At 71.2% G+C, this 22,376-nt stretch carries 20 protein-coding genes; 10 read left to right on the top strand and 10 right to left on the bottom strand.

The features are described from left to right. Nucleotides 1–400: 400 nt before the first annotated feature. Both B0I31_RS04390 and B0I31_RS04395 read right to left on the bottom strand, forming a co-directional pair. Nucleotides 401–1,426, bottom strand: coding sequence for a tetratricopeptide repeat protein (locus B0I31_RS04390; protein ID WP_146173722.1), 1,026 nt, complete (start codon nt 1,424–1,426; stop codon nt 401–403). Between the two features lie 169 nt (nt 1,427–1,595). Further along, entirely contained in the window at nt 1,596–2,045 is a 450-nt protein-coding gene (locus B0I31_RS04395) for an STAS domain-containing protein (protein ID WP_106614049.1), read from the bottom strand. Nucleotides 2,046–2,769: 724 nt separating this feature from the next. Between B0I31_RS04395 and B0I31_RS04400 the strand changes: the two genes are divergently transcribed. Continuing rightward, a complete protein-coding gene (locus B0I31_RS04400) occupies nt 2,770–3,906 on the top strand; it encodes a N(5)-(carboxyethyl)ornithine synthase (RefSeq protein ID WP_106614050.1) in 1,137 nt (378 codons plus the stop codon). A gap of 392 nt (nt 3,907–4,298) precedes the next feature. Next, the gene (locus B0I31_RS04405; protein ID WP_181320050.1) at nt 4,299–5,171 is read left to right on the top strand and encodes an acyl-CoA desaturase; all 873 of its coding nucleotides are present in this window, start codon (nt 4,299–4,301) and stop codon (nt 5,169–5,171) included. 158 nt (nt 5,172–5,329) lie between these two features. Here the strand turns inward: B0I31_RS04405 and B0I31_RS04410 are convergent, their stop codons facing one another. Then, on the bottom strand, nt 5,330–6,058 hold the full coding sequence (locus B0I31_RS04410; protein WP_181319988.1) for a calcium-binding protein: 729 nt from the start codon (nt 6,056–6,058) through the stop codon (nt 5,330–5,332). 1,052 nt (nt 6,059–7,110) lie between these two features. Here B0I31_RS04410 and B0I31_RS04415 point away from each other — a divergent pair. Then, on the top strand, nt 7,111–7,836 hold the full coding sequence (locus tag B0I31_RS04415) for a GAF and ANTAR domain-containing protein (protein ID WP_106614052.1): 726 nt from the start codon (nt 7,111–7,113) through the stop codon (nt 7,834–7,836). Between the two features lie 51 nt (nt 7,837–7,887). Beyond that, the gene (locus B0I31_RS04420; protein ID WP_106614053.1) at nt 7,888–8,634 is read left to right on the top strand and encodes a GAF and ANTAR domain-containing protein; all 747 of its coding nucleotides are present in this window, start codon (nt 7,888–7,890) and stop codon (nt 8,632–8,634) included. 17 nt (nt 8,635–8,651) lie between these two features. Here B0I31_RS04420 and B0I31_RS04425 read toward each other — a convergent pair whose 3' ends face one another. The 5 genes from B0I31_RS04425 to B0I31_RS39875 all read right to left on the bottom strand — a co-directional run bounded on the left by B0I31_RS04425 (nt 8,652) and on the right by B0I31_RS39875 (nt 14,343). Continuing rightward, nucleotides 8,652–9,416 carry an AfsR/SARP family transcriptional regulator gene (locus tag B0I31_RS04425; protein ID WP_106614054.1) on the bottom strand — a complete coding sequence of 255 codons (765 nt, stop codon included), beginning with the start codon at nt 9,414–9,416 and terminating at the stop codon, nt 8,652–8,654. Nucleotides 9,417–9,791: 375 nt separating this feature from the next. Beyond that, nucleotides 9,792–10,211, bottom strand: coding sequence for a calcium-binding protein (locus B0I31_RS04430; RefSeq protein WP_106614658.1), 420 nt, complete (start codon nt 10,209–10,211; stop codon nt 9,792–9,794). 490 nt (nt 10,212–10,701) lie between these two features. Beyond that, nucleotides 10,702–11,799 carry a DUF3533 domain-containing protein gene (locus B0I31_RS04435; protein WP_106614055.1) on the bottom strand — a complete coding sequence of 366 codons (1,098 nt, stop codon included), beginning with the start codon at nt 11,797–11,799 and terminating at the stop codon, nt 10,702–10,704. 708 nt (nt 11,800–12,507) lie between these two features. Continuing rightward, nucleotides 12,508–13,344 (bottom strand): arylamine N-acetyltransferase family protein, encoded by an 837-nt coding sequence (locus tag B0I31_RS04440; protein WP_106614056.1) that lies wholly within the window; start codon nt 13,342–13,344, stop codon nt 12,508–12,510. Between the two features lie 798 nt (nt 13,345–14,142). Beyond that, complete coding sequence (locus B0I31_RS39875) at nt 14,143–14,343, bottom strand: hypothetical protein (RefSeq protein ID WP_146173723.1); 201 nt, start codon at nt 14,341–14,343, stop codon at nt 14,143–14,145. Nucleotides 14,344–14,377: 34 nt separating this feature from the next. Here B0I31_RS39875 and B0I31_RS39880 point away from each other — a divergent pair, with 34 nt between their 5' ends. The 6 genes from B0I31_RS39880 (at nt 14,378) to B0I31_RS04475 (ending at nt 19,833) form a co-directional block, all read left to right on the top strand. Continuing rightward, entirely contained in the window at nt 14,378–14,995 is a 618-nt protein-coding gene (locus tag B0I31_RS39880) for an IPT/TIG domain-containing protein (RefSeq protein WP_146173724.1), read from the top strand. After that, entirely contained in the window at nt 14,967–15,857 is an 891-nt protein-coding gene (locus B0I31_RS04455) for a hypothetical protein (protein WP_106614058.1), read from the top strand. The genes B0I31_RS39880 and B0I31_RS04455 overlap by 29 nt, the downstream gene beginning before the upstream one ends. A 313-nt stretch (nt 15,858–16,170) precedes the next feature. After that, nucleotides 16,171–16,614 carry a hypothetical protein gene (locus B0I31_RS04460; protein ID WP_106614059.1) on the top strand — a complete coding sequence of 148 codons (444 nt, stop codon included), beginning with the start codon at nt 16,171–16,173 and terminating at the stop codon, nt 16,612–16,614. Continuing rightward, a complete protein-coding gene (locus tag B0I31_RS04465; protein ID WP_106614060.1) occupies nt 16,611–17,852 on the top strand; it encodes an ATP-binding protein in 1,242 nt (413 codons plus the stop codon). The genes B0I31_RS04460 and B0I31_RS04465 overlap by 4 nt, the downstream gene beginning before the upstream one ends. Next, nucleotides 17,849–19,162, top strand: coding sequence for a tetratricopeptide repeat protein (locus B0I31_RS04470; protein WP_245949682.1), 1,314 nt, complete (start codon nt 17,849–17,851; stop codon nt 19,160–19,162). Before B0I31_RS04465 ends, B0I31_RS04470 begins: the two co-directional genes overlap by 4 nt. A 191-nt stretch (nt 19,163–19,353) precedes the next feature. After that, a complete protein-coding gene (locus B0I31_RS04475) occupies nt 19,354–19,833 on the top strand; it encodes a DUF11 domain-containing protein (protein ID WP_106614061.1) in 480 nt (159 codons plus the stop codon). A gap of 172 nt (nt 19,834–20,005) precedes the next feature. On the opposite strand, the gene B0I31_RS04480 is transcribed toward B0I31_RS04475, so the two are convergent. Both B0I31_RS04480 and B0I31_RS04485 read right to left on the bottom strand, forming a co-directional pair. Beyond that, nucleotides 20,006–20,863: an alpha/beta fold hydrolase gene (locus tag B0I31_RS04480; protein WP_106614062.1), complete on the bottom strand. Its 858-nt coding sequence runs from the start codon at nt 20,861–20,863 to the stop codon at nt 20,006–20,008. Between the two features lie 206 nt (nt 20,864–21,069). Beyond that, nucleotides 21,070–22,176 carry a DUF3103 family protein gene (locus B0I31_RS04485; protein ID WP_219910594.1) on the bottom strand — a complete coding sequence of 369 codons (1,107 nt, stop codon included), beginning with the start codon at nt 22,174–22,176 and terminating at the stop codon, nt 21,070–21,072. Nucleotides 22,177–22,376 lie beyond the last annotated feature (200 nt).

Raw genomic sequence — 22,376 nt, forward strand, 5'->3', positions numbered from 1 at the left:
GGTCAACTCGGAAGCCAGTGTGCGGACGGAGACGTCCTGGTCACGTGTCATCGCTGCACCCCTCGACAGGCCGCGCTCCGCGTGACGGCGGTGAGACCGGGCGGAGCTGGGAACCGGGATGCTGCACTGCTCAACACCCTCCAGGCGGCCAACATAACGCAAGCCCCCGGCCGCGTTCCCCGACCTGCGGCGGATGTAATCGGAAACGCACCGACCCCGGCGCGGATGTCCCGCGCAGATGGCGGGTGATCTTGAGCTGCCGTAGGTGCCACCCGAGGTGGTGCGGCCTCACTCAGGGCTCCGCGCCCCACGTCCCGGGAACCACCGACCCTCGCCCGAGCCGACGGCGGGGGCACGGGCAACACCCGCGACCCGGCCCGGCCTCCGTCCTGGCGCGCGGTCACCAGTCCGCGACGTTCGCGGCCGGCCACCCGGGGACGGCGCCGACGACGCGCAACCGGTGGATCCGCACCGCGAGGGCGCGGGCGCCCCGATGCGCGGGTTGCCCGCGCGCGGCGTCCTGCAAGGGGCCCAACCGCTCGGTCGTGCGCGCTGACACGAGCGTCTGGCACAGGTCCACCGCATGCTCTCCCAGCCGCGTGCCGGTGTCCACCCGGCCCGCCAGCAGATGGCACACGGCCAGTGAGATGAGGCTGGAGGTCCGGCTGCGCGCCCTGTCCGGGCCGAAACCGTCGACCGCCCTGGTCAGCAGCAGCACCGCCCGGCCGGTCTCCGCCGAGTCGGTGCGCGCCAGTTCCGCGTGGACCGTGCCGCCGATCGCCGCGAGTTCGACGTCGGTGAAGAAGGCCGCCCAAGGCGCGACCGGCTCGCCCCGCGCACGCGCGCAGTGGTCGGCGGCTTCGTCCATCAACGTCACCGCGTGTCCCGCGGAGCCCAGTTTCGCGTGCGCCCACGCCTGGTTCGCGACGACGACCGCGAGGGCGAGCGCGGAACCGCTCGCCCGTGCCGCCCGTTCGGCGGACTGGAACTCCGCCATGGCCGATCGCGGCGCGTCGTGGTGCAGGTGGACCCGACCCAGCCGGTAGTGGATGTTCGACACCAAGGCCTCGTCGCCGCCCGCCACCGTCAGCGCCGTCCGGAAGTGGCGAAGGGCCTCAGCGGTCCGGCCGGTGTCGAAGCACGCCCAGCCGGCCAGGTTGTGCAGGTCCGCCACCGCCGTGCGCAGCGAATCGCCGATCCGCGCGGTGACGGAGAGGTCCAGCAGCGCGAGAGCCGCCGGCAGCCGCCCGACGACCTCGTCCACGCACCGGCCCCCGCCGTGCCGCTGGTCGAGCGCCCGCAACCGTCCGACGCACGACTCCACCGCCAGGACATCGGCCGCCCCCGCGCGCCCCAGCACCTCGCGTAGCCGGTCGTGCGCCGGACAGCCGGCTACGACGTGGCCATCGGGTCGGGGTCGAAGCATCGGGTGCCTCCGAGGACGCCGGATGAACTCGACGGTCCGCCGGGAACAGGGGCGAACACGTGTGGTGCCGCCGGCGTCCCACACAGCGACGAATCGATCGGGTGTCCCTGGACGAATCGGCAGGAGCTGAACCGCCTTCGGATCGGCAGCGCCCGGAGGCCTGCTCCGCTCAGGACCGCGAGAGCCGGGGGTCCTGGAGTTCGCCCCGGCCCGGCACGCCGTCGACGTGGGTGTACACGTCGAACACGAGGTGCAGTCCGGTGACCGCCAACGGCCGCAAGACCGGGCGGGTGCGGGCGACGAGGGAGAACCGCACCCCGGACGCCTCCGCCGCGGACCGCACCTCCACCAGCACGGTGAGCCCTGCCGCGCCGAGGAAACCGACTCCGCCGAGGTCGGCGACCAGGTCCGGGCCGGCCATGCGGATCTGCTCCACGAGGCGGTCACGCAGGTGGGGCGCCGTCCAGAGATCGACTTCTCCGGATACCGCGCACACCACGGTGGACGACGACAACGTCCGCGTCACGACCGTCAGCAGGTGAGCAGGCGGCAATCCGGACCGCGGGATGACGACCTCGGGCGACGTTGATCGAGCGGGGTTGCGCACGGGACTGGCCATGAGGGCCCTCTCACCTGGACGTGGCCGTCCGCGGGGTCCTGGCGGAGGAACTGCTGTACTGCACCATAGAACCAGGCGTGAACCCCGCACAAGGCCGTTTCAAACCCCCATTGGGGCAAATTCCGAAAAACTCGGTCGATGCCGGCGGGCAGGTCCGATCGACAATCGTCAAAAGCGGTTGCACGATTTTTCGGCGTAGTGTGGGGCGTACCGGGGCACATCGAGCGCCGGCGTCCGGGCCGGCGCCGCCTTGGGCGCACCACGACGTCCGGCAGGGCCTGGCCGGCCGGAGGCGGGGACCGCCGGGATGACCTCGAACCAGTCCGACCCGTTCACCAGGCAAGAGTGCCGGTGGGCGGGGAAACCGCACGCCGGCGCGGAGGGCCGGCTCGACGGCGGCTGGGTGGCCGCGATCCACCGACCCCGTGACCGAGTTCCTGCCGATGATCACCGCCATGGCCGCGCGGGGAACGGCCGTGCGCGAGTGTCGTTCCACCTCGGCTCGACCTCCGGGCGGCGCTGCGCCGACCACCACGGGCAGCGCGCACCGCCGAAGACGGCTCCGCGTCGTGACGACACCGTCCCGCCCCGAACCCCTCACCTCGGTCGCCACCAGCACCCGTTGCGCCGAGCGGCGTCACCGCGGCCGGTGGTGGCGCAGGCGTGTCCGCGACGCGCACGTGCACCCGCGCGTGGCCGCCACTCATCGACGAACAGGACACACGTGGACCAGCTCAGCCTCGGGGTCATCGCACGGTCCCGCAAGCAGGACGAACTCCGGCTTCCCGTCCACCCGCTGCACCTGGACCGGATCGACGCGGACCTCCGGGACCTCATCTACCTCGAACACGGCTACGGGGAGCGCTTCGGCGTGCCAGACGGGCAACTCGCGGCGTCGATCGCGGGGTTGCGCTCCCGCGAGGAGCTCATCGCCGAGTGCGACGTCATCCTGCTGCCCAAGCCCCTCGTCGAGGACGTCGCGGAGCTGCGGGAAGGGCAGGTGCTGTGGGGCTGGCCGCACTGCGTCCAGGACGAGGAGCTCACCCAGGTGGCCGTCGAACGACGGCTGACCCTCATCGCCTTCGAGGCGATGAACCACTGGAACGCAGACGGTTCGTTCGGCCTGCACGTCTTCCACAAGAACAACGAACTCGCCGGCTACTGCTCGGTGTTGCACGCCTTGCAGCGGATCGGCTCGACCGGTGACTACGGCCGTCGGCTGCGCGCCGCCGTGATCGGTTTCGGCTCGACCGCACGGGGCGCCGTGACCGCCCTCAACGCCCACGGGGTGCACGACGTCGACGTCCTCACCAATCGCGCGGTCGCCGAGGTCGGCTCGCCGATCCACTCCACGCGGATCAGCCACTTCGGCCGCGACGACGTCGACCCGCGCCGCAGTTGGGTCTCCGCGGACTCCGGCCGCGTCCCGCTGGCCGGGTTCCTCGCCGAGCACGACGTCATCGTCAACTGCGTGCTCCAAGACCCCGACGCGCCACTGGTGTTCCTCATCGACGACGACCTGCCCACGCTGGCCCCGGGAACCCTGATCGTCGACGTCTCCTGCGACGCCGGCATGGGCTTCGAGTGGGCGCGCCCCACCTCGTTCGCGCAACCGGACTTCGGGGTGGGCGACCACGTGCGCTACTACGGCGTGGACCACAGCCCGTCCTACCTGTGGAACTCGGCGACCTGGGAGATCAGCGAAGCGCTGCTCCCGCACCTGCGACCGGTCCTCACCGGGGCCTGGGAGTCCAGCGAGGTCATCCGGCGGGCCGTCGAGATCCGCGGGGGAACCATCCTCAACCCCGGCATCCTCTCGTTCCAGCACCGTTCACCGCAGTACCCGCACGCCCGCGGCTGAGCCCCGACCGCACAACAGCGCGGCCACGGGGACTCAACGCGGACGCGGCGGCGTTGTACCGGGTGTTCGCCACATCGTGCTCCCACCAGCCGACGCGCGCTGACGGAGACACCGAACCGGTGTCCTCCGGTCGCCACCGGCCGAGGGACACCGGCTCCCGGCCCGCCCGTTTTCACCACCGCGCCACGGGTACCCCTCCGGAGTGACGACCCGACCGGGGCGCTTGCCTCGTGGTCCTCGTCGAATCCCGCACCGATCGCCCCGGACCCCGGCGACGGAGAACCAATTCCGTTCCCGGAGGTACGAACGTGGTCACGAAAGTCCAACCGGACTCCCCCCGAACCGCTGCCGCCGCCCAGCCCGTGCTGGCCGGCGAGAAGTCGTCGGCCGAGATGTTCCTGGTCAAGCTGTTCGCCGTGGTCCCGGCGCTGGCACTCGCCGCGGCGGTTCCGCTGGCCTGGGGCCGGGGCCTCGGCTGGGTCGACGTCGGCCTCGCCGCCTTCTTCTACACCGCCACCTGCCTCGGGGTGACGGTCGGGTTCCACCGCTACTTCACCCACGGCGCCTTCCGGGCCAACCGCGCGCTGCGGATCGCGCTCGCGGTGACCGGCAGCATGGCCATGCAGGGACCGGTCATCGGCTGGGTCGCCGATCACCGCCGCCACCACGCCTACGCCGACCGCGAGGGCGACCCGCACTCCCCGTGGCTGTTCGGCACCTCGGCCCGCGCGCTGGCCAAGGGGTTCTGGCACGCCCACATGGGCTGGCTGTTCCAGCGGGAGCTGACGAACGCCGCCCGCTTCGCCCCCGACCTGCTCGCCGACGAGGACATCCAGCGCGTCAACCGCTGGTTCCCCGCGCTGACCGCGGTGACACTGCTGGCGCCCGCACTCGCCGGAGGGCTGATCACGTGGAGCTGGTGGGGCGCGCTCACCGCGTTCTTCTGGGCGGGCTTGGTGCGCGTCGCCGTGCTGCACCACGTCACCTGGTCGGTGAACTCGATCTGCCACATGATCGGCGACCGGCCCTTCACCTCGCGCGACAAGTCCGCCAACTTCTGGCCGCTGGCGATCCTGTCGATGGGCGAGTCCTGGCACAACTCCCACCACGCCGACCCGACCTGCGCCCGCCACGGCGTGCGACGCGGTCAGATCGACATCTCCGCGCGGCTGATCCGGGCCTTCGAGAAGTTCGGCTGGGCCACCGACGTCCGCTGGCCGAGGCCGGAGCGGCTGGCGCGCAACCTCAAGGACTCCACCTCCTGATGCCCCAAGTCCCGCGCGCACCCGTTCCGCGGGTCGACACCGCCGCCCAACCGAGATCCACGCGGTGAGGGTGACCGCATCCGACCTGGACACCGGTGGCTCGTCACCCGAGCGGAGTCGGGTGACGAGCCGGTGGAGCGACTGGTGGTGCGGGAAGGTTACGGCGTGTTCGGCAGGAGGCAGGCGTAGCTCAGGGGGAGCAGGTTCACGAAGGTCCCGCCGGCTCCGGTGCAGATGGCACGGGCCTCGGAAACGCGCCGGTTGGTCGAACCGGAGGGGTTGAACACGCAGACGTAGCCCACCGGGTTCACGGTGAGGGTGAGCACGCCACCGGTCGCGGTGCACAGCGCGGTCGCGTTGCCCGTGCCGGAGCCCGGTCCCGATCCTGGCGGGTTGCTCGTGTTCTCGCAGCTCGCGTGGATGTCGGGGTCCGGCGCGGGTCCCTGGCAGGTGTCGGTGCCGAGGCCGCCGTCGAGGCTGTCCTGGCTGCCGTCGTTCGACGCGCCGATGAGCGTGTCGTTCCCGGCGCTGCCGGAGATGGTGTCGATGCCCAGGCCGCCGGTGAGGGTGTCGTCGCCGGTGCCGCCGGTGAGCGTGTCGTTGCCGTCGCCACCGTCGATCGTGTCGTTGAAGTCCGAACCGGTGATGGTGTCGTTGCCACCGTTGCCGTTGATCGTCTTGGCGGGGTTCGTGCCGCCGCAGTCGATCGTGTCGTTCCCGGGGGTTCCGGTGACGACGGTGTCGGTCTGGGTCACGCCGGCGCTCACGACGCAGTTGACGGCGGCGTGAGCGGTCAGAGGGCTGGCCGCCCATAAGAACGGGACGGCGAGGACGCCGGCCAGCGTGGCGACGACTCCTCGACGGACCTGAATCTGCAGGATGTTCATGCTCGTTTCCTCAACACATTGTCAGCAATGACTCGCGCAGCGCGGTGCGCTGGCGAAAATCGATCTGATATGAATCGCACGCCGCCCACGGCCGGCGTGGTTGTCGGCGTCCACTTCCTCCACACGCAAAAAACCTCGGCTCGTGGTGTCGACCGCTCAAGGCGGCCGGCTCACGTCACCGAGGTCTGGGGTGTGTCACAGGACGCTACTCCTGTTACGGCCAATGATGGCGCTTCGTCGCCCGAATGGACTAGCGCTTGCGCGTCGACCGGACTACAAATCGAGACCCATTGGGCTCCGATTCACCGGCGCGAGGTCCGGACGGATACCCGTCGGCAGAGTTGTTCGCCGACTCCGAACGGCGACCCTGGTGACGGGGAACACTGCAATCAGTGTTCGACCACGGACCCGCGCGCGAGGATTGGAATTCCCCCTTCGCGCAGAATTTCGCGCATGGGTATGACGAACCGCAGATCTACTTGTGTATATCGAGAAGAAGGCGCAGGGTTGCCCCGGAAGCGCAGAACGCCCGATGTCCGGAATCGACCGCCGACTCGATCACCCGATCCTGCGACGGAGTTCCCCCCGCTGATCACCGCCATGGCCGCGCTGGGGATGCCCGTGCAACGGTTTCCTACGACCTCGACGCGTGGGACGTCGTCGGACACCGGCTCGACCGCCTCCGCCAGGGACATCCTGGAGTGGAACGACATCGCGGTCCGGAGTGTCGGCGGGAGCGGACGGGCGCGCCACCCCCCGCGGTGGCACCCGATCCACCGATCGGCGCTGCGTCCCACGGACCGCTGTGGCGCAAGCGTGTCCGGGTGAACGTGAGCCGCCGCCGGCGGACGCACCCCGCACGACGCTGACCGCAGTCGGCCCGCGACGGCGCCGGGTTCGACGCGACCTCGGTGCGCATCCGGGTGAGAGTCGGGCGCTCGACTTCGGTCGGCGATGCGGCGGGGTTGTTGCGCGTAGAGTGGGACGGTCGTGTTCCACGGTGTGGGAGATCCGGGTCGTGTCCTGTGACCAAGTGGCTGGGAGGTCTCCGGATGGCCCGGTACACCACCGGTCGCTTGGTCCAGGTCGGTCGCTGGATCGCGGAGAAGGCCGCCGAGCTGGACGTGCCCGTCTCGGCCGCCACCCTCTGCCGTGCCGCCGTGGCGCGATTGGGTGTGAGCGGGGCCGTGCTGACCGTCGACACCTCCGGCTGGCCGGAGGTCGGGTGCGCCACGGACGTGTTGGGTGAACGGCTGGTCGAGTTGCAGGTGACGGTGGGCGAAGGCCCGGCGGTGGACATCTGGCGCGGAGGTGGTCCGGCGCTCATCGACGATCTCGACGCCCCGTCCAGCCAGGCCCGGTGGCCGCTGTTCGCGCCGCTGGCCGTCGAGGCCGGGGCGGCCGCGTTGTTCGCGCTGCCGCTGTGCGTGGGCGCGATCCGGGTCGGGGTGTTGTCGCTGTACCGGCTCGACGCGGGCCACCTCGACGCCGCGACGCTCACCGACTCGCTGGCGTTCGCGGAACTGGCCCTGCGGCTGCTGCTGGACGAGCAGGCGAACCTGAACGCGACCGGCGGCGACGCGGACGACCTCCCGCTGCACAACCCGCAGGTGCACCAGGCCACCGGGATGGTCGCGGCGCAGCTGGGCTTGGGCATGGCCGACGCGTTCGCCCACCTTCGGGCACGGGCGTTCGCCGAGCAGGTGCCGCTGAGCGGACTGGCGGCCGACGTGGTGGCCCGTCGACGGCGATTCGACCGAGACGGGGGACGACCGTGAACACGGACCGAACACGACCGCACTGTGAGCACACCAGCGGAGGTGGCTGCGATGGACGGTGAACGTCTCGTCGAAACGTTCGTCGAGTTGGCCGACACCCTGGTCGACGACTTCGACGTCATCGACTTCCTGCACATGCTCGTGGACCGGTGCGTCGAACTCCTCGACGTCGACGCGGCGGGACTGCTGCTGGCCGACCAGCGGGGCAGGCTGCAGCTGATCGCGACGTCCAACGAACAGGCCCGGCTGCTGGAGCTCTTCCAGCTCCAGAACGACGAGGGCCCCTGCCTGGACGCGTTCGCCACCGGCACCAGGGTCAGTCACCCCGACCTCGCTCAGGGGGGCAGGCGGTGGCCGCGGTTCACCGCGGCGGCCACCGAGGCCGGTTTCGGCGCCGTGGACGCGGTTCCCATGCGCCTGCGCGACGAGGTGATCGGCGCGCTCAACCTCTTCCGCACCCGATCCGGCGAGCTGGACGCCGCCGCGCTGCGCACCGCCACGGCACTGGTCGACATCGCCACCATCGGCCTGCTGCAACAACGCTCGATCCACCACCACCAGGTACTGACCGAACAACTGCAAACCGCGCTCAACAGCAGGGTCACCGTCGAACAAGCCAAAGGGCTGGTGGCCGAACGCCTCCACGTCGACATGGACACCGCGTTCACCGCCCTGCGCCGCTATGCCCGCGGGCACAACCTCAAGCTCAGCCTCGTCGCCCACGACGTGATCACGGGTGAGATCAACACCCCGCAACTGCTCAACCCGCCCACCGGGACCGGACAGCTCCGACGCTGAAGACCGGGCTCGGCCGGTCAGCCGCGCGGCGGCCTCGCGTGGCCTCCGACCAGGTCCCGGAGCTCCGGGGTGGGCGCCAGTCCCAGGTCCACCCGCAGGAGGCGCCTGAACCGGTCGAACACGCGCACCGCCTCGGACCGGTTGCCCTCGGCGAGGTGGACGCGGATGAGAGCGGTCTGCGCGCTCTCCCGCAAGGGGTCCGCACGGACGACCGCTCCCGCCGCCGCCGTGGCATCACCGAAGCGCCCCGCCTCCACCAGACCGCCCACCACAGCCTCCAACGCGTGGAGCCGGAGTTGCCGCCAGTCCTCGACCTCGAAGGCGAGCCAGTCGTCGTACCAGAGCGGCAGCAGTTCCGACGACAGGGTGGCGACCGCCTCGACGCTCAGGTCCACCGCGGCGTGCGGACCGGCTTCCAGCAGGCGGTGGGCGAGCGCCTGGGCGTCGCGCAGGTCGACCGAGACACCGGGCGCGAGCTCCAGGCTCGACGGGGTGACCAGCAGCGTGTCCCGGCAGGCGCGGTCCATGCGGATCAACGTCGACCTCAGGGCCGCGTAGGCGTGGCCCTCGGTCGCGTCCGCCCACAGTGAGCCCGCCACGAACAGCCGCCCCACCGCCCGCCGGCGCATCGCCATGAACGCCAGCAGGCGCTCGGCACCACCTTGGACCGGGATGGCGCCGGCCCCTCCGGTGAGCCGGAACCCGTCGAGAAGCGCGACGCGCAAACCCGCTTGCCGCCCGTGGGCAGCCGAGCGCGCTTCCGGTGCCGCGAGTGAGGTCATGAGCCCGGTGTCGGCGTCGTGGCGAAGCGGTCCGGGAGAGTGATCACGAAAGGCCTTTCGGCTTTGACTCGTACGGTGTGCGCGGAGTCCGCGCTCTCGCAGCCACATCGGAGCCGCTGCAGTGGAACCGTCGACTGACGTCCTGTGACCAGGTTAGCAGCGCGGGCACGGCGATGGGCGCCGCTCGCGGGTCGATCCCTTGCCACCACTCGACTCCGCCATGCGTGCGACGGGGGCGCGTTGCCGCTCAAACCACCCGTTCAGGGTATGTTCCCCCGAACCCGTGGATGACACGACGAGCGACCCGGTCCCTTCCAGGGCCGGGTCGTCGACGGTCTGTCGTGTCCGCGGGTCATCCCGGTGGCGCCCGGAGTGCTACGACTCGCAGCTGGTGCGGAGGTCCGGCGGCACGCCGACGAGTCCGCAGGAGTCGGTGCCGTCCCCACCGTTGAGGGTGTCCTGAGCGGCATCGGTGCCCGGACCGCTGAGCGTGTCGTTGCCCGCGGAGCCGTTCAGCGTGTCCGTGCCGAGGTTGCCGTAGAGCATGTCGTTGCCGACCTGACCGGTGAGCGTGTCGTTGCCCGCGCCGCCGTAGATCGTGTCGATGTAGGCGGTACCGGTGATGGTGTCGTTCCCGCCGTTGCCGTACACGGTCTTGCCGGGGTTGGCGCTGGTGCAGTCGATCGTGTCGTTCCCACCGGAACCGAACACCGTGGTGTCGTTCTGCGTCACGTTGGGACCGATGGTGCACGGGACCGCCGCCGAGGCGACGCCGGCGCCCGTGAAACCCCCCATGACCAAGGCTCCTGCTGCCAGGATCGGGTAGAGCCGTCGAGTTCGCATTTCGTCCTCCGTCTCATCTCCGGGAATTCGGATGACCACAGCGTGTTCCACGTGGCGTTACCGGCGCGTGACGCCTCGCGGGGCTTCCGGAAGGGAGGAGGAGTCGAAACTTCGTCACCTTTGGCGCGCAGGGCATTGCGCGTCGCGCCGGCCGAGGCCCCGGCCCCGCGACGGCGTGGCCGCGAGCCCGGAGTCCGGGCGGTTGCGGGTGCCCAGGCCGCCCGCGCCCGCGGTACCACCTGTGCCACCCGCGCCCGCTCCGCCCACCGGCCCGGACGGCAGCGGTGCGGAAACATCGGCAGTGCCTGCCTGCCACCGGTCGTCGGACGTTCAGGCAGTCCTGGGTAGACGACGGGGCCGGGTGGCGACCCTATCACCGCGCGGGGCAACGGCACGCCGCACCGCGTCGTCCACAATGGTCCGACGGCCAGGTGGTCACCGTTCAGGTGGTGCGTGGCTCATCGGGCTCGTGCCGGCCGTGCGAGGGCTCAGCGGTGTGCCGTTGCCGCAGCAGGGCGGTGACCAGGGCGAGGACGGCACCGCCGATCGCGTAGCCTGCCAGCACCCACAGCGGCCCGGTGGTCGCGTGCCCCTCGAAGTAGACGGTGTTGCGGATCGCGGTGGTCGCGGCACCCGGCGGCAGCCAGGGACCGATGGCGCGCCAGAACGGGGGCAGCAGCGGCGCCGGGTAGGCACCGCCCGCGCTGGGGTTGCCGAGGATGACGAAGGCCAGGATGGTGACCCCGATCCCGGCGATGCCCAGCACGACCTGGAAGGCGACGGTGGCGGCGCCCGCGGCGAAGACGACGAGCGCGCCGATGAGCCACAGCTGCACGTGGTGGCCGGGCAGCGCGTCCAGGACGGGGCCGACGATGAGCGCACCGCCCAGGCCGGAGGCCATCGCGTAGAGGGCGAGCGCGCCCAGCCGGATGAGGGTGCGCCGGGTGTTGGCGGGACGGGCGCCGCCGGCGATGCCGAGGATGGCGGCGACCAGGTAGCCGCCGATGATCCAGCCCAGGGCCAGGTAGAACGAGGACAGGCCGCGGCCGTCGCCGGCGGCGGGCGGGAGGATGTCCTCGACGGTCACCTCGCGGTTCCGCGCGGCCTCGACGCGCTGGGCGATCTGGGCCGCGGTGTCGGACACGGCGGGGCCGCTGGCGGAGGCCACCAGCAGGGTGTCGGTGGTACCGCCTGTGTCGACGACGACGGCCGCGTCGACGGTGCGGTCCAGCACCAGCGCGCGGGCCTGGTCCGCGCTGTCCGCGGTGCGGGCCCGGATGGGTTCGCCGTCGAGCTCGTCGAGCTGCCGGACCAATTGGTCGGCCACGGCGGCGGGCGCGACGACCGCGACCGGGATGCGGTGCGGCGTGGGGGCGTGGAACGCGCCGATGTAGGACAGCACAAAACCCAGTTGCAGCGCCAGGACACCCAGGACCAACAGGATCGCGCGCCCGCTGAGCGCGTCGCGCAACTCGGTGGCGAACCGCGACCGCTCGCGGTTCGCGTCCCCGGTGTCCGCGGTCGGTGCTGCGTGGCTCATCGGGCGCTGGTCCTCCGCGGTGCCTCACGGTTGGGGGCGACTGGCTGGAGTGGACACCCGACCCTATCCGGCACACCGGCGCCGGGACCGCCCGTGGCGGCCGCGCTTCACTCGGAGGAGTGGCGATCCGGCCGAGACGTGCCCGGACCGACGCCCCCACCTCGTCCGGCCAACGGCGGCGTGCGCGGCCGTCGCACCGAACCCACAACGGTTTCCTTGCACTCGGATGGGTGGGAGTCTGGGCGATTTGTCAGCGCCGGGCAGTCACAATTGCCGGGCTCGCCGTCAGGGTTCGTGGGTTCGGACCGGGGTGCCCAACCTGCGGATGCGAGGGCTGGAAGTTGTGTCGACTTGGTCAAAGGGGCGGGGTGTCGTGGGTCGGACAACTCCGCTGTGGCGCGGTGTGCGTGAGGTCCCGTGTCTGCTCGACGTCAAGATCGTCTGCTGTGACGCGATGGGTTGGAACCACGGCAACGGCATGATGAACACCATCGCGGGCGACAGTGCCGCGTACTCGGCCCTGGACGTGGCCGGCGGGCACGGCTACAACTCACCGCCCACCACGCCGTTCACCCAGCGGGCGAAGCCGACGTGGATGACGGAGTGGGCGAACTTCGACGCGTTCACCACCGCTTGGGCCCCGATGCCGGCCGGGTCTCCACCGGCTGCGATGCCGCCAGAAACCGAACAATCCGACAGACCGTTCCGTCAGTGCGGCAGCGACGCGAGCACCGTCTTCAGCTCCGCGTCGGTCAGCACGACGCCGAACCGGTCGGCCAGCACGTCGCCGAACCGGTCGTCCTCGACCCGGGACTCCTCGCGGCGGCCGTCTGCGTGGCGCAGGGTCAACGCGCGGTTGTTCAGGTTGAGCCGCCAGTGCTCGGCGATCCGCTCCAGGAACACCCGGCCCGCGAACGGCGAGCGCTCGTGGGTCGAGATGAAGTGGTTGGCCACCACGCAGTCGATGCGGTGGTGGGCCTCCAGCGCGAACCGGTAGACCGGGAACCAGCCGTCGCCGCGCCGCAGGGACAGGCGCCACGGCTGCGCGTGGTCGCGGTGCTCGGACAGCCGGTAGGTCCAGCCGGCCTGCTCGGACACGACGCCGTCGACCAACGGCACCGGGTCCAGCGGGCCGCTGTCGCCGAAGCCGACGTCGGCGAGGTAGGCCGAGCCGTCGTCCAGCTCGACGCGCAGCGCCACGTGGGTGCGCGGCAACGGCTTGGGGTATTCCAGGTCCGGCCGGGCGAACAGCCGCGTCACGCGGTAGCCGAGCCGTTCCAACAGGGTGGCGAACAGCAGGTTCTGCTCGTAGCAGTAGCCGCCGCGCCGGTTCTCGAGCAACTTCGCCTGCAGCGCGTCCAGGTCGAGGTCGACGCCGCGCCCGAGCACCACGTCCAGGTTCTCGAACGGGATGGTCAGCACCTGGGCGCGGTGTAACCGACGCAAGGTGTCCGCTGTCGGGGCGAGCGGCCCGGTGATACCGAGCCGGTCGAGGTACTTGTCGACGTCGAGCCGGTCAGACTCCCACTGGTCTTCGGTGCGCATCCCACGTCCTTACTTCGCTCAGCGACCGAGTGACTACCGTCTGCTATCGACCATAGCCAGATCGCCGGATCGTGACGAGCACTCACTACGGCACGCCGCTTAGGGCAGGACATCGGGCCTGGTCAGCTGTGGGCGCGGGGCGGTGTAGACGCCGACCGGGCGGAACCTCAGCCCCGGCTCGCGGTACTCCTCGATCGGGTGCGCGAGCCAGCCCGCGCAGCGCGCCGGCGCGAAGATCGCCTCACCGACGTCCGGGCGAAGGCCGTAGGCGTTGCATGAGCGCCGCCAGCGCTAGGTCGACGGGCCGGTCGCCGAGCTTGCCCGGCCCGCGGCCGGGACTACGGTCGGTTCGGCGGCGAGGAGGGCTCGTGAACGTGCCTGTCGGGGCGGGCGGCCCGTGGCCGGGACCGACTGATGTGCGCGTCGTTCCGTTGACGTGAACCGCGTCGATTTCGTTTCGCCGCCACCCGCGACCACTGCCCGAAAAGCATTCGCTCACCAAGCTGTACCCGATGGTGTGATGCCAATTCGAGGAGATGTGCGGTTAGGCTGGCGAACGTCGCCGGGGCCTCCGAGGTGAGTCGCGGCACTTCGCATACCGCGCCATCATCACGGGAGGGGGGCTGGCGTGGGTATCGGCCGCTTGGCCCGATCACAACGGGTCGTCGCGCTCATCGGTGTCTGCGCGCTTGTGGTCCTCGTCGCCGCGTTCGTGCTGCACCGCGGCCTGCGGCCCGATTCACCGTCCGTGGAAGCACGAGGTCAGGCCGACGCGTCGGCGGTCCGCGGCACGGCCGATCAGGTTCCGTCAACCCGGGTGCCGTCCGTGGTCGATTCACCCGACACGCCGTCGTCCGCGCAAACGTCGTCCGGCGCGCCGTCGTCCCCTTTCATGTCGATATCGACAACGCCCGGCGCACCGTCGTCCGAGCCGCCCGTTTCGAAGGAGACGCCGCGGCCGTCCGGTTCGAAAATCATCACGTGGATCGAGTCGTTCACCCCGGCGGGCGGTGGCGGCAACACGCCCGCGGCCGTGTACTACGAAATCGCCAACGGCGCGTGCGAGCACGCGCTGGCGAGCGCGTCGGACTTCCCGGAGCCCGTGTCGTCGGTGTTCGCCGGGGCCGCCGCCGCCTGCCTGGCCGCGTTCCACGGCCGCGCCGACCTGTGGCCGACCGCCTATGCGCGTTTGGACGCGGTCTCCGGGGCCGTCGAGCAGCTCGAGTGCTCCGTGCGGGACCTGCACCGGATGCTCCTCGACATCGTGACGGCCCACCGCCAGGACCCCGGAGCCGTGTTCGGCAGGCAGCGGCCCGCCACCGGGACGGCGTCCAGCAGTTGCCCGGTCATCCTGGCCGTCGTACCGCACCACGGGCCAGCGAGCGGTCAGCAGGTCCGTCTCGTCGGCCAGAACCTCGGGCCTGTCGTGACGGTCTACCTCTCGGGTGAGAACGTGTGGACCGTCATCGACGACGTGAGCACCGTCGACGGCCGTGAGGCGACCGTCCTGCTGAAGTTGCCCGAACCCGGATCGGGTGCGAGCACCCGCGTCCAGATCAAGGTCTCGTCCTGGCCGTTCGAGCCTGTGGCCGAGTACACGTTCGACGAGGAGACCCCGGATCGTGCGAGTTCGCCCCACCCGACCGGGTGAGGTCAGGCGGCTGCCCTCGCTCCGGGCCCCCGCCGCCGCGTCGCGGCCGGCCGGCACCTCCGTCCTGCACGCCGTGGCCGTGGTGGGTTCGCCGGTCGCTCTGGCGACCTCGCTGATGGTCTACTACGGCTGGGTCCGCACCAGGGCGAAGGCCGAGAAGCTCGGCTACGACTCGGCGTTGCTCGACTTCTCCGTGCAGGACTACTTGCTGCGCAGCGTGGACGTGCTGTTCGTGCCGTTGACGCTGCTGGTGCTGATCGCCCTCGGGCTGCACTGGGCGCACCAGCGGGTCGTCCTTCCGACCGTGCGACACCGCCGCCTCGGGACCGCGCTGCCGCGCGTGTTGACCGGGACCGCGCTGCTCCTCGGCCTCGGCCTGGTCGTGCTCACCGTGCTCCGGCCGCACATCGCCGGCACGTGGTTCCCGTACGTGCTCACCCTTGCGCTGGTGAGCGCGCTCTACGCCGACGTGTTGCGTCGCCACGTCGGGCACAGTCGTGTCATGGCGCCCAGCCTCCGCGTCCTGGCCCTGCTCGCGTTGGGCCTCACGGTGTTCTGGGACACCGAACGCATCGCCACGGCAGTCGGTGAGGGGCAGGCGAACAACATCGCCGCCGACCCGGACCAGCTCGTCGCGGTCACCGTCCACAGCGCGAAGCGACTCGCGACGAACCTGCCGGGCGTGGTGGAGACGCCCGTGACCTCACCGGGCGCGCACGCCAAGTTCCGCTACGACGGGCTGCGCCTGGTGCAGCGCTCCGGCAACCGGTACTTCCTCGTCGGCACCGGCTGGGACCCCGCGCACCGCCGGGTGATGCTGCTGAAGGAGACCGACGACCTCCACCTCGAGTTCTCCCGCTGACCCCGGGCCGACGTCGCCGAGGCCACCAAGCCGTCGCGCAGCGCATCCATCACCGAGGCGTCCAGGCCGACCGCGGCCATCCGCCCGGTGCCGGCGGCGGCTTCGGTTCGGCGCCGGGCGCCGCGTGGACCGGCGCATGTGGTGCGAACGACCGATGCGGCCCGGTTCGTCACTCGAATAGCCTATCGGGCGCGAGACCAAGGGCGACTGGCTGCTCCCGGAGGTATTCGGTGTCGCCTTCACGCCGCGCAGGGTCATGTCGGGGCCGGGCCGGTTCGGCCAGTCGCAGGCGAGCAGACGAGAGAAGAACCGAATGACCAGGGACAACAGCCCCGAGACGGTCGCCGAGCTGGACCGCCTCGACAAGGCGGTCAGAGCAGCGCCTGCAGGGGACACGACGGCGCAGATCGCGCTGTGGCGGCAGACGACCGCGTTGGAGCACTGGTTCTTCATCGCGCGGGGCTCGGCGGACCGACCCCGTCCCTATGCCGTGGCCGCCGAGCAGGGACCGATGATCTGCCTCTACAGCAGCGCCGCACGGGCGAACGAAGCCGCCCGCGCCCTCGGCCTGCTCGACTCGGAGGACGGCGCGGCGCCGTTGTTCGGCGTGCCGATGCCGACCGCGATCGACTACGTCGCCTCGTTCGGCCAGACCGGCGTCGTCGGTGTGGCGCTGGACCACCCGCGGCTCGGTCACCACATCCCGCTGACGAACCTGGGCCTGCTCAAGGGCTGGATCGAAGGGGTCGGGCGGTGAACGACGTCGGTCCTCCGGCCGACAGCTTCGTCGAGGTGATCGCGCGCGAGGTGGAGGCCGACCCGGGCAACCTGGCGTTGCGCGAGGACTTCATCACGCTGCTGCTGGAACAGAACCCGAGTCGCGCCGCCACCGAGCTGAAGGCGTTCGAGTCACTCGGCGGTGATCCGGCACGGGTCCGCCTGCTGCGCGCCCGGCTGATGGCGGCGCGGATGCGAGCCTCGAACCCGCCGCCACCCGCTGCGCCCCCGTCAACCCTGCAGACGGGGAGGTCCGGGCAGCGCGAGCCGAAACCGGTTCCGGCCCCGGCCGACGACGACCGGCAGGCCGGCAGCGCCGCCGGGTCGGCGTCGCTGTGGGACGCCGAACGCCCGGCGGTGACGCTGGCCGACGTCGCCGGTCTCGCCGAGGTCAAGCGGCACCTGGACACCGCGTTCCTGGCTCCGCTGCGCAATCCCGAGCTGGCTGCGGCGTTCGGGCAGAAGCCGGGCGGGTCGCTGCTGATGTACGGCCCACCCGGTTGTGGCAAAACGTTCATCGCCAGGGCGATCGCAGGCGACCTCGGGGCGTCCTTCATCCACGTGACCCTCGCGGATCTGCTCGGCAAGTGGATCGGGGAGAGCGAGAAGGCGATCCAGAGCGTGTTCCGCAACGCACGGGCGGCGGCGCCGTGCGTGATCTTCTTCGACGAGTTCGACGCGCTCGGCGGACGGCGTACCTCCGGTGGCGGCGGGTCGCAGACGATGCGGATGCTCGTCACCCAGCTGCTGGAGGAGCTCGACGGCGTGGCCGGCGCGAACGAGGGGGTCTACTTCCTCGCCGCGACGAACCGACCGTGGGACGTCGACGGCGCGCTGCGCCGACCGGGCCGGATCGACAAGACGGTGCTGGTGCTACCACCGGACGCGGTCGCCAGGGCGGCGATCGTCCGGGGCGCGCTGAAGGGCAAGCCCGCCGACGCGGTCGACGTCGTTGCCATCGCGGCGGCGACCGAGGGGTTCTCCGGCGCCGACCTCAGCCACTTGGTGACCACCGTCCTCCAGGAGGCGATGGTCGAGTCGATGAGCAGGGGTGAGCTGGTTCCGGTCACGACCGACGCGATGCTGGCCGCGGTCGGCGGCGTGACCCCGTCCACGGCGTCCTGGTTCGACCAGGTGGCGCCGGTGCTGGAGTACGGCGTCGACGACGGCACCTTCGACCAACTCCGGGCGTACCGGGTCCGGTGGGGCATGCGATGAAGGACTTCGGCCGCACGGCGCCCGACGACGATGCCGTGGAGCGCAACCTCGACCTGGCCTGGGAGATCTTCGGCGCACAGCCGTCGCATCCCAAGGTCGCCGAACTGGCGTTGCAGGTGCTGGCGGTCCAGCCGGAGCGGAGCAGCGTGTCGCTGTTGCTCGGCAACCACCGCGAGATCTGCGGCCAGGCCGACGAGGCGCGGCGCCTCTACCTCCAGGTGGCCGGTCGTCGTGACCGCCAGTTCGTCAACGCGGCTCGTGCCCTTCGACACCTGGCGTTGGCCGAGCACGATCACGCCGAGGCGCTGCGGTGGGCGCGCACGGTGCTGGGCGAGGACCACGAGGAGTGGCGCGACTGGATGGAGCTGGGCTTCACCCAGGCGCTCTGCGGGGAGCACGAGGACGGGTGGCGCCGGCTCGACGAGGCGGTGGCGCTGTGCTCGCGGACGACGCCGGACGAGCTGCCCACCGCGTTCGGGAAGCGCGCGGCATGTCTGCTGGGGACCTTCGCACCACCCGACCGGTTCGTCCCCGCGGCCGAGGAGGCCGTCCGGGGCGATGCGGCGAACCCCTGGGTCGCCCTGATGCTCGGCTGGGCCTACCTGGTGCAGTACCGGTTCGCCGATGCCGAGCAACTCGGTCTGCGGCTACTGCGTGAGAACCCGACCGAAGACCTGTTGCAGAACCTGGTGGGGACGGCTCGGACGATGCTGCGGATCGTCGAGAACAGCCACGGCCAGGACATCACGCTCGACGACATCCGCCGCACCGGGGTGATCGAGCTGGGGTGGCGACAACTTCGCGACCAGGTGCTCGGCACCGACCTGGCTTCCGCGCTGGCGGCGTTGGACGACGTGATGCCCGCTGACCTGCGCGCCACCCTGCGGCCAGGAACCGCGGTCGCCGATCACGCCGAGAGCGACAGGATCGGCTCCATGGTCGCGGAGGACCTGCTGGCCTGGCACGACGGTCAACAGCCCGGCTCCGGGGCCGCCTGGGGGCGGGCCGAACCATTCCGCCTGATGTCGGCAGCCGAGATCATCGACATGTGCGCCGAGATCGAGGCCGACCCGGGAGCGCACCCGGACTGGCCCGAGAACGAGGTCTGGGAGCAGGTGATGACCGACGACGCCGGGGCGTACCTGGTCGCGGTCGCGTTCGGGGTGCTGGTCAAGCGTCGACCCGGACATCCCGACGAGCCCGTCGCCGCGTCGATGGCCGACTGGATCTGGGACCGGGTGGTCGGCTTCGGTGGTCCGGACCCGCGACCCGCACCCCGCAGGACTGAGGACGCGTTGCTCGACGGGTAGCGGCGGCAGTTGACCGGGAACGCCGCCCGGCGTCGATCGCGGCTACCCGGTCTCGCCGGTGACCGTCTCGGCCGCGTATCCAGGCTGGGATCTTCCCGGCACAGATTGCCGTCGCAGGATGAACGGCACACGAAGAGCGGTGTCGGACGCTTCCCCCGCGGCGCTACTGTCCGGCACCGGGAGGTGGCACGATGTTCCGGACATCCCTCGTCGTCGCCGTCACCGCCGCGCTGCTGACATCGGGCGCCAGGGCGGACGCGGCCCCCTCGGGCGCGGACCTCTCGGTCGACCTGACCGCCGTCACGGCCCTGCTCCTGCCGGTGGTGGACTACCGCGTATCCGTGACCAACCACGGACCCCAGCCGCTCACCTCCGCCACGGTCGTCGTCGCACTGGACCCTCGCAGCACGATCACCACGGCACCCTGCGTCTTCGCCAACGCGACACTCACGTGTTCGTTCGGCCCGCTGGCCCCGGGCGCGACCGCGACCTCGACCAACCGGGTCTACTTCGACGTCATGTACACCGAGGCGACCCTCGACGCCACCGCGACCAGGATCGCGAGCACGCCCACGGACCCCAACGCAGGCAATGACACCGACACCGCACGCTGCCGTCACGAAAGCGAACAAATCGGCTTTCCGCCGTGGCCCTACTACATGCGCTGCTGAGTGATCATCTCAAGTGAGCCGGCGTGTCGACTCGCCGCCGGTGCGGGGTGTTCCCGGATGCGCGGGCGGGAGGTTGGACGCCCAGGCTCGATGCGGCCGCCGGAACCCACAGCCTCCTCACCGGGTCCAGTCGTCCATGGCGCACCGCCGGCCGCGGCCCATCGCCGGTCGGTCAGGGCTGGGTGCGGTGGGCGTTCGCGACGATTGCGTCGATGATCGTCGGCCACGCGCCGGGCGGAAGGTCGTGCCCCAGGCCCGGGATGAGCTGGAGCCGTGCGCCGCTGATCGCGGCCGCGGTCGCTTCGCCGCCGGAGTGGTGGCACATGCGGTCCGCCGTTCCGTGGATGACGACGGTCGGTGCCGTGATCCGCGCGAGCTGGTCGGTCCGATCACCTGCCACGCGCACCGCCCGGTACTGCCGCCGCCGTCCTCCGCGGTGGTCGGGGTCGCGGCGGAACGCCAGCGCGGTGGCGCGCCGGATCTCGTCCACGTCCTGCTCGAAGCCCGAGGAGCCGATCGTGCCGAACAGCCGCACACGGCGTTCGACGGCCTCCTGCTCGGTGCGCGCGCCCCGGGAGAACAGGTGGCGGACCAGCCTCGGAGAGGTGCGGCCCTTGCCGCGCCGGCCGGTGGTGGACATGAGGGACGCCAGGCTCAGCACCCGCGACGGGTGGAGCGCGGCCATGAGCTGGGCGATCATCCCGCCCATCGACGCTCCGACCACGTGGGCGCGTCCGACGCCGAGCGCGTCGAGGAGCCCTACGGCGTCGGCGGCCATGTCGGCCAACGAGTAGTCGGCCCCCGGCAGGTGTGTCGAGCGGCCGGCGTCGCGGTTGTCGAACCGGATGACGAAGAAGCCGTGCCCGGCGAGCCGGCGGCAGAACTCGTCCGGCCAGTGCACGAGCTGGAACCCCAAGCCCATGATCAACAGAAGCGCGGGGTGCCGGGAGTCGCCGAAGGTCTCCACGCAGAGGTCGACGCCGTTGGCCGGGACGATGCGTCCAGCGGCACCGACCGCGCGGTCTTGCATGAAGGTTTCCGCCGTTCAGGATGGGTGGGACTGCCGCACCGGGCCTCCTGGGTGATCCTACTCCCGGCGGGCGAAGAATCTCCGGCAATAACGTCGGTGACGAGCGCCCTCAACGGTCCGGTCGGCCAACCGGCCGTCGAAGCCGTGGGATCAGGGCAGGACGTGCGTGGATGGCCGGGTCGACCGCACTTCTCCGGGCAGGCGTGCTACAGCGGGGCGACCCAGTAGGGAGCGACGGTCATCGTGCCGTTGCCCGCCGCGCCGCGCAGGGTGCCACCGGTGCTGGTCGACAGGGTGTACCAGGAGTCGACGTAGTCCGGGTCGTCGGTCCACCAGCCGTCCGGCAGCGCGTTGATGATCGCATCGACCAGGGGGATGTACGCGCCGCCGTCGACGATGGTCAGCAGCGCCCGGGTCAGCGCGAGGGCGAGGTCGCGGTAGTTGGTGCCGCCGTCCTCCTCCATCATCACGATGTCGGCGAGGTTGTACTTGTAGTCGGAGAAGTGGACCAGGAGCTGGTTGGGGTAGTAGGTCCTGCCGTCCTCGTCCAGGTAGGGGAGCTGGGTGGTGTCGACCTTGACCTTGCCGTCCAGGCCGAACCCGGCGGTGATCGTGAAGATCTCCGCGTCGCCCTTGTGCCACGGCTCGTGGTCGTCGTCCAGGCGGATCGACGTGAGCTGCGTGGCCCAGTAGCCCGAGGCGGGCGTGACGGCCGCGCGTGCGGCGGCGGGGGACAGGCCGCGCTGGGACAGGGTCGAGCGCAGCACCTGCGTGCCCTTGGCCAGCGCGGTCGCGGTGTCGACCTCGACCAGGTACACCGGGCGCCGCGGCACGCGGTCGGCTGCCAGCGCGATCCGCCGGCCCGTGTGGTCGTAGGCCGTCACGGTCGTCGGCGCGTCGTCGGCGGGGGAGGACGCGACCAGCGGCGCGGTGCCGCGGCGCAGCGCGTCGACCATGTCGGCGTGCGCGAGGCGGACGGTGAGCAGGGACGTGCCGTCCTGCGGCAGCCCCTTGGCCTCGAGGACTTCCCGGTCGGCGTCACGCACGGCCCGGCCGAGCGCGGTGCCTTCGGCGGCACGAGCCAGGGGCACAGGATCCGTCGAGGTGGCCGAGAGCAATCCGGTCTGCCGGGCCTCGTCGGCGAACTCGCTCGCCAGCCGGGCGGCGATCCGATCGGTGACCGCGGCGACGGAGTCAGCCGGGGCGGTGGTCGTGGCCGGCGCGGCGTGCGCCGGGGCGATCATCAGGCCGGCGGTGACCGTGAGGGCGCCGACCGTCGAGGCCAATAACCGGGTGGGGTGCGACAACGACACGGCCATACCTGCCTTTACTCTGCGTGCATGGATAGGTGGGCAGAGTGATATCTGAAAGAATTACACGTACGGTCGCCGTCTGCTGTCAAGGGGAAACCATCATGGCCACGCCACTGCCCGACAACAGCGGCTGGCACTACTGCCCCGGATACCGCTTCACGTGAGACAACCAGTAGGCCTCCGCGGCACAACGGCCCAGG

This window comes from Saccharothrix carnea (assembly GCF_003014735.1).
Lineage (GTDB): Bacteria > Actinomycetota > Actinomycetes > Mycobacteriales > Pseudonocardiaceae > Actinosynnema > Actinosynnema carneum.

What these genes read in the sequence shown, in the direction of transcription:
- B0I31_RS04390 (WP_146173722.1), bottom strand. Translation starts at nt 1,426, where the DNA reads ATGCTTCGACCCCGACCCGATGGCCACGTCGTAGCCGGCTGTCCGGCG.
- B0I31_RS04395 (WP_106614049.1), bottom strand. Translation starts at nt 2,045, where the DNA reads ATGGCCAGTCCCGTGCGCAACCCCGCTCGATCAACGTCGCCCGAGGTC.
- B0I31_RS04405 (WP_181320050.1), top strand. Translation starts at nt 4,299, where the DNA reads ATGTTCCTGGTCAAGCTGTTCGCCGTGGTCCCGGCGCTGGCACTCGCC.
- B0I31_RS04410 (WP_181319988.1), bottom strand. Translation starts at nt 6,058, where the DNA reads ATGAACATCCTGCAGATTCAGGTCCGTCGAGGAGTCGTCGCCACGCTG.
- B0I31_RS04415 (WP_106614052.1), top strand. Translation starts at nt 7,111, where the DNA reads ATGGCCCGGTACACCACCGGTCGCTTGGTCCAGGTCGGTCGCTGGATC.
- B0I31_RS04420 (WP_106614053.1), top strand. Translation starts at nt 7,888, where the DNA reads ATGGACGGTGAACGTCTCGTCGAAACGTTCGTCGAGTTGGCCGACACC.
- B0I31_RS04425 (WP_106614054.1), bottom strand. Translation starts at nt 9,416, where the DNA reads ATGACCTCACTCGCGGCACCGGAAGCGCGCTCGGCTGCCCACGGGCGG.
- B0I31_RS04430 (WP_106614658.1), bottom strand. Translation starts at nt 10,211, where the DNA reads ATGGGGGGTTTCACGGGCGCCGGCGTCGCCTCGGCGGCGGTCCCGTGC.
- B0I31_RS04435 (WP_106614055.1), bottom strand. Translation starts at nt 11,799, where the DNA reads ATGAGCCACGCAGCACCGACCGCGGACACCGGGGACGCGAACCGCGAG.
- B0I31_RS04440 (WP_106614056.1), bottom strand. Translation starts at nt 13,344, where the DNA reads ATGCGCACCGAAGACCAGTGGGAGTCTGACCGGCTCGACGTCGACAAG.
- B0I31_RS04460 (WP_106614059.1), top strand. Translation starts at nt 16,171, where the DNA reads ATGACCAGGGACAACAGCCCCGAGACGGTCGCCGAGCTGGACCGCCTC.
- B0I31_RS04470 (WP_245949682.1), top strand. Translation starts at nt 17,849, where the DNA reads ATGAAGGACTTCGGCCGCACGGCGCCCGACGACGATGCCGTGGAGCGC.
- B0I31_RS04475 (WP_106614061.1), top strand. Translation starts at nt 19,354, where the DNA reads ATGTTCCGGACATCCCTCGTCGTCGCCGTCACCGCCGCGCTGCTGACA.
- B0I31_RS04480 (WP_106614062.1), bottom strand. Translation starts at nt 20,863, where the DNA reads ATGCAAGACCGCGCGGTCGGTGCCGCTGGACGCATCGTCCCGGCCAAC.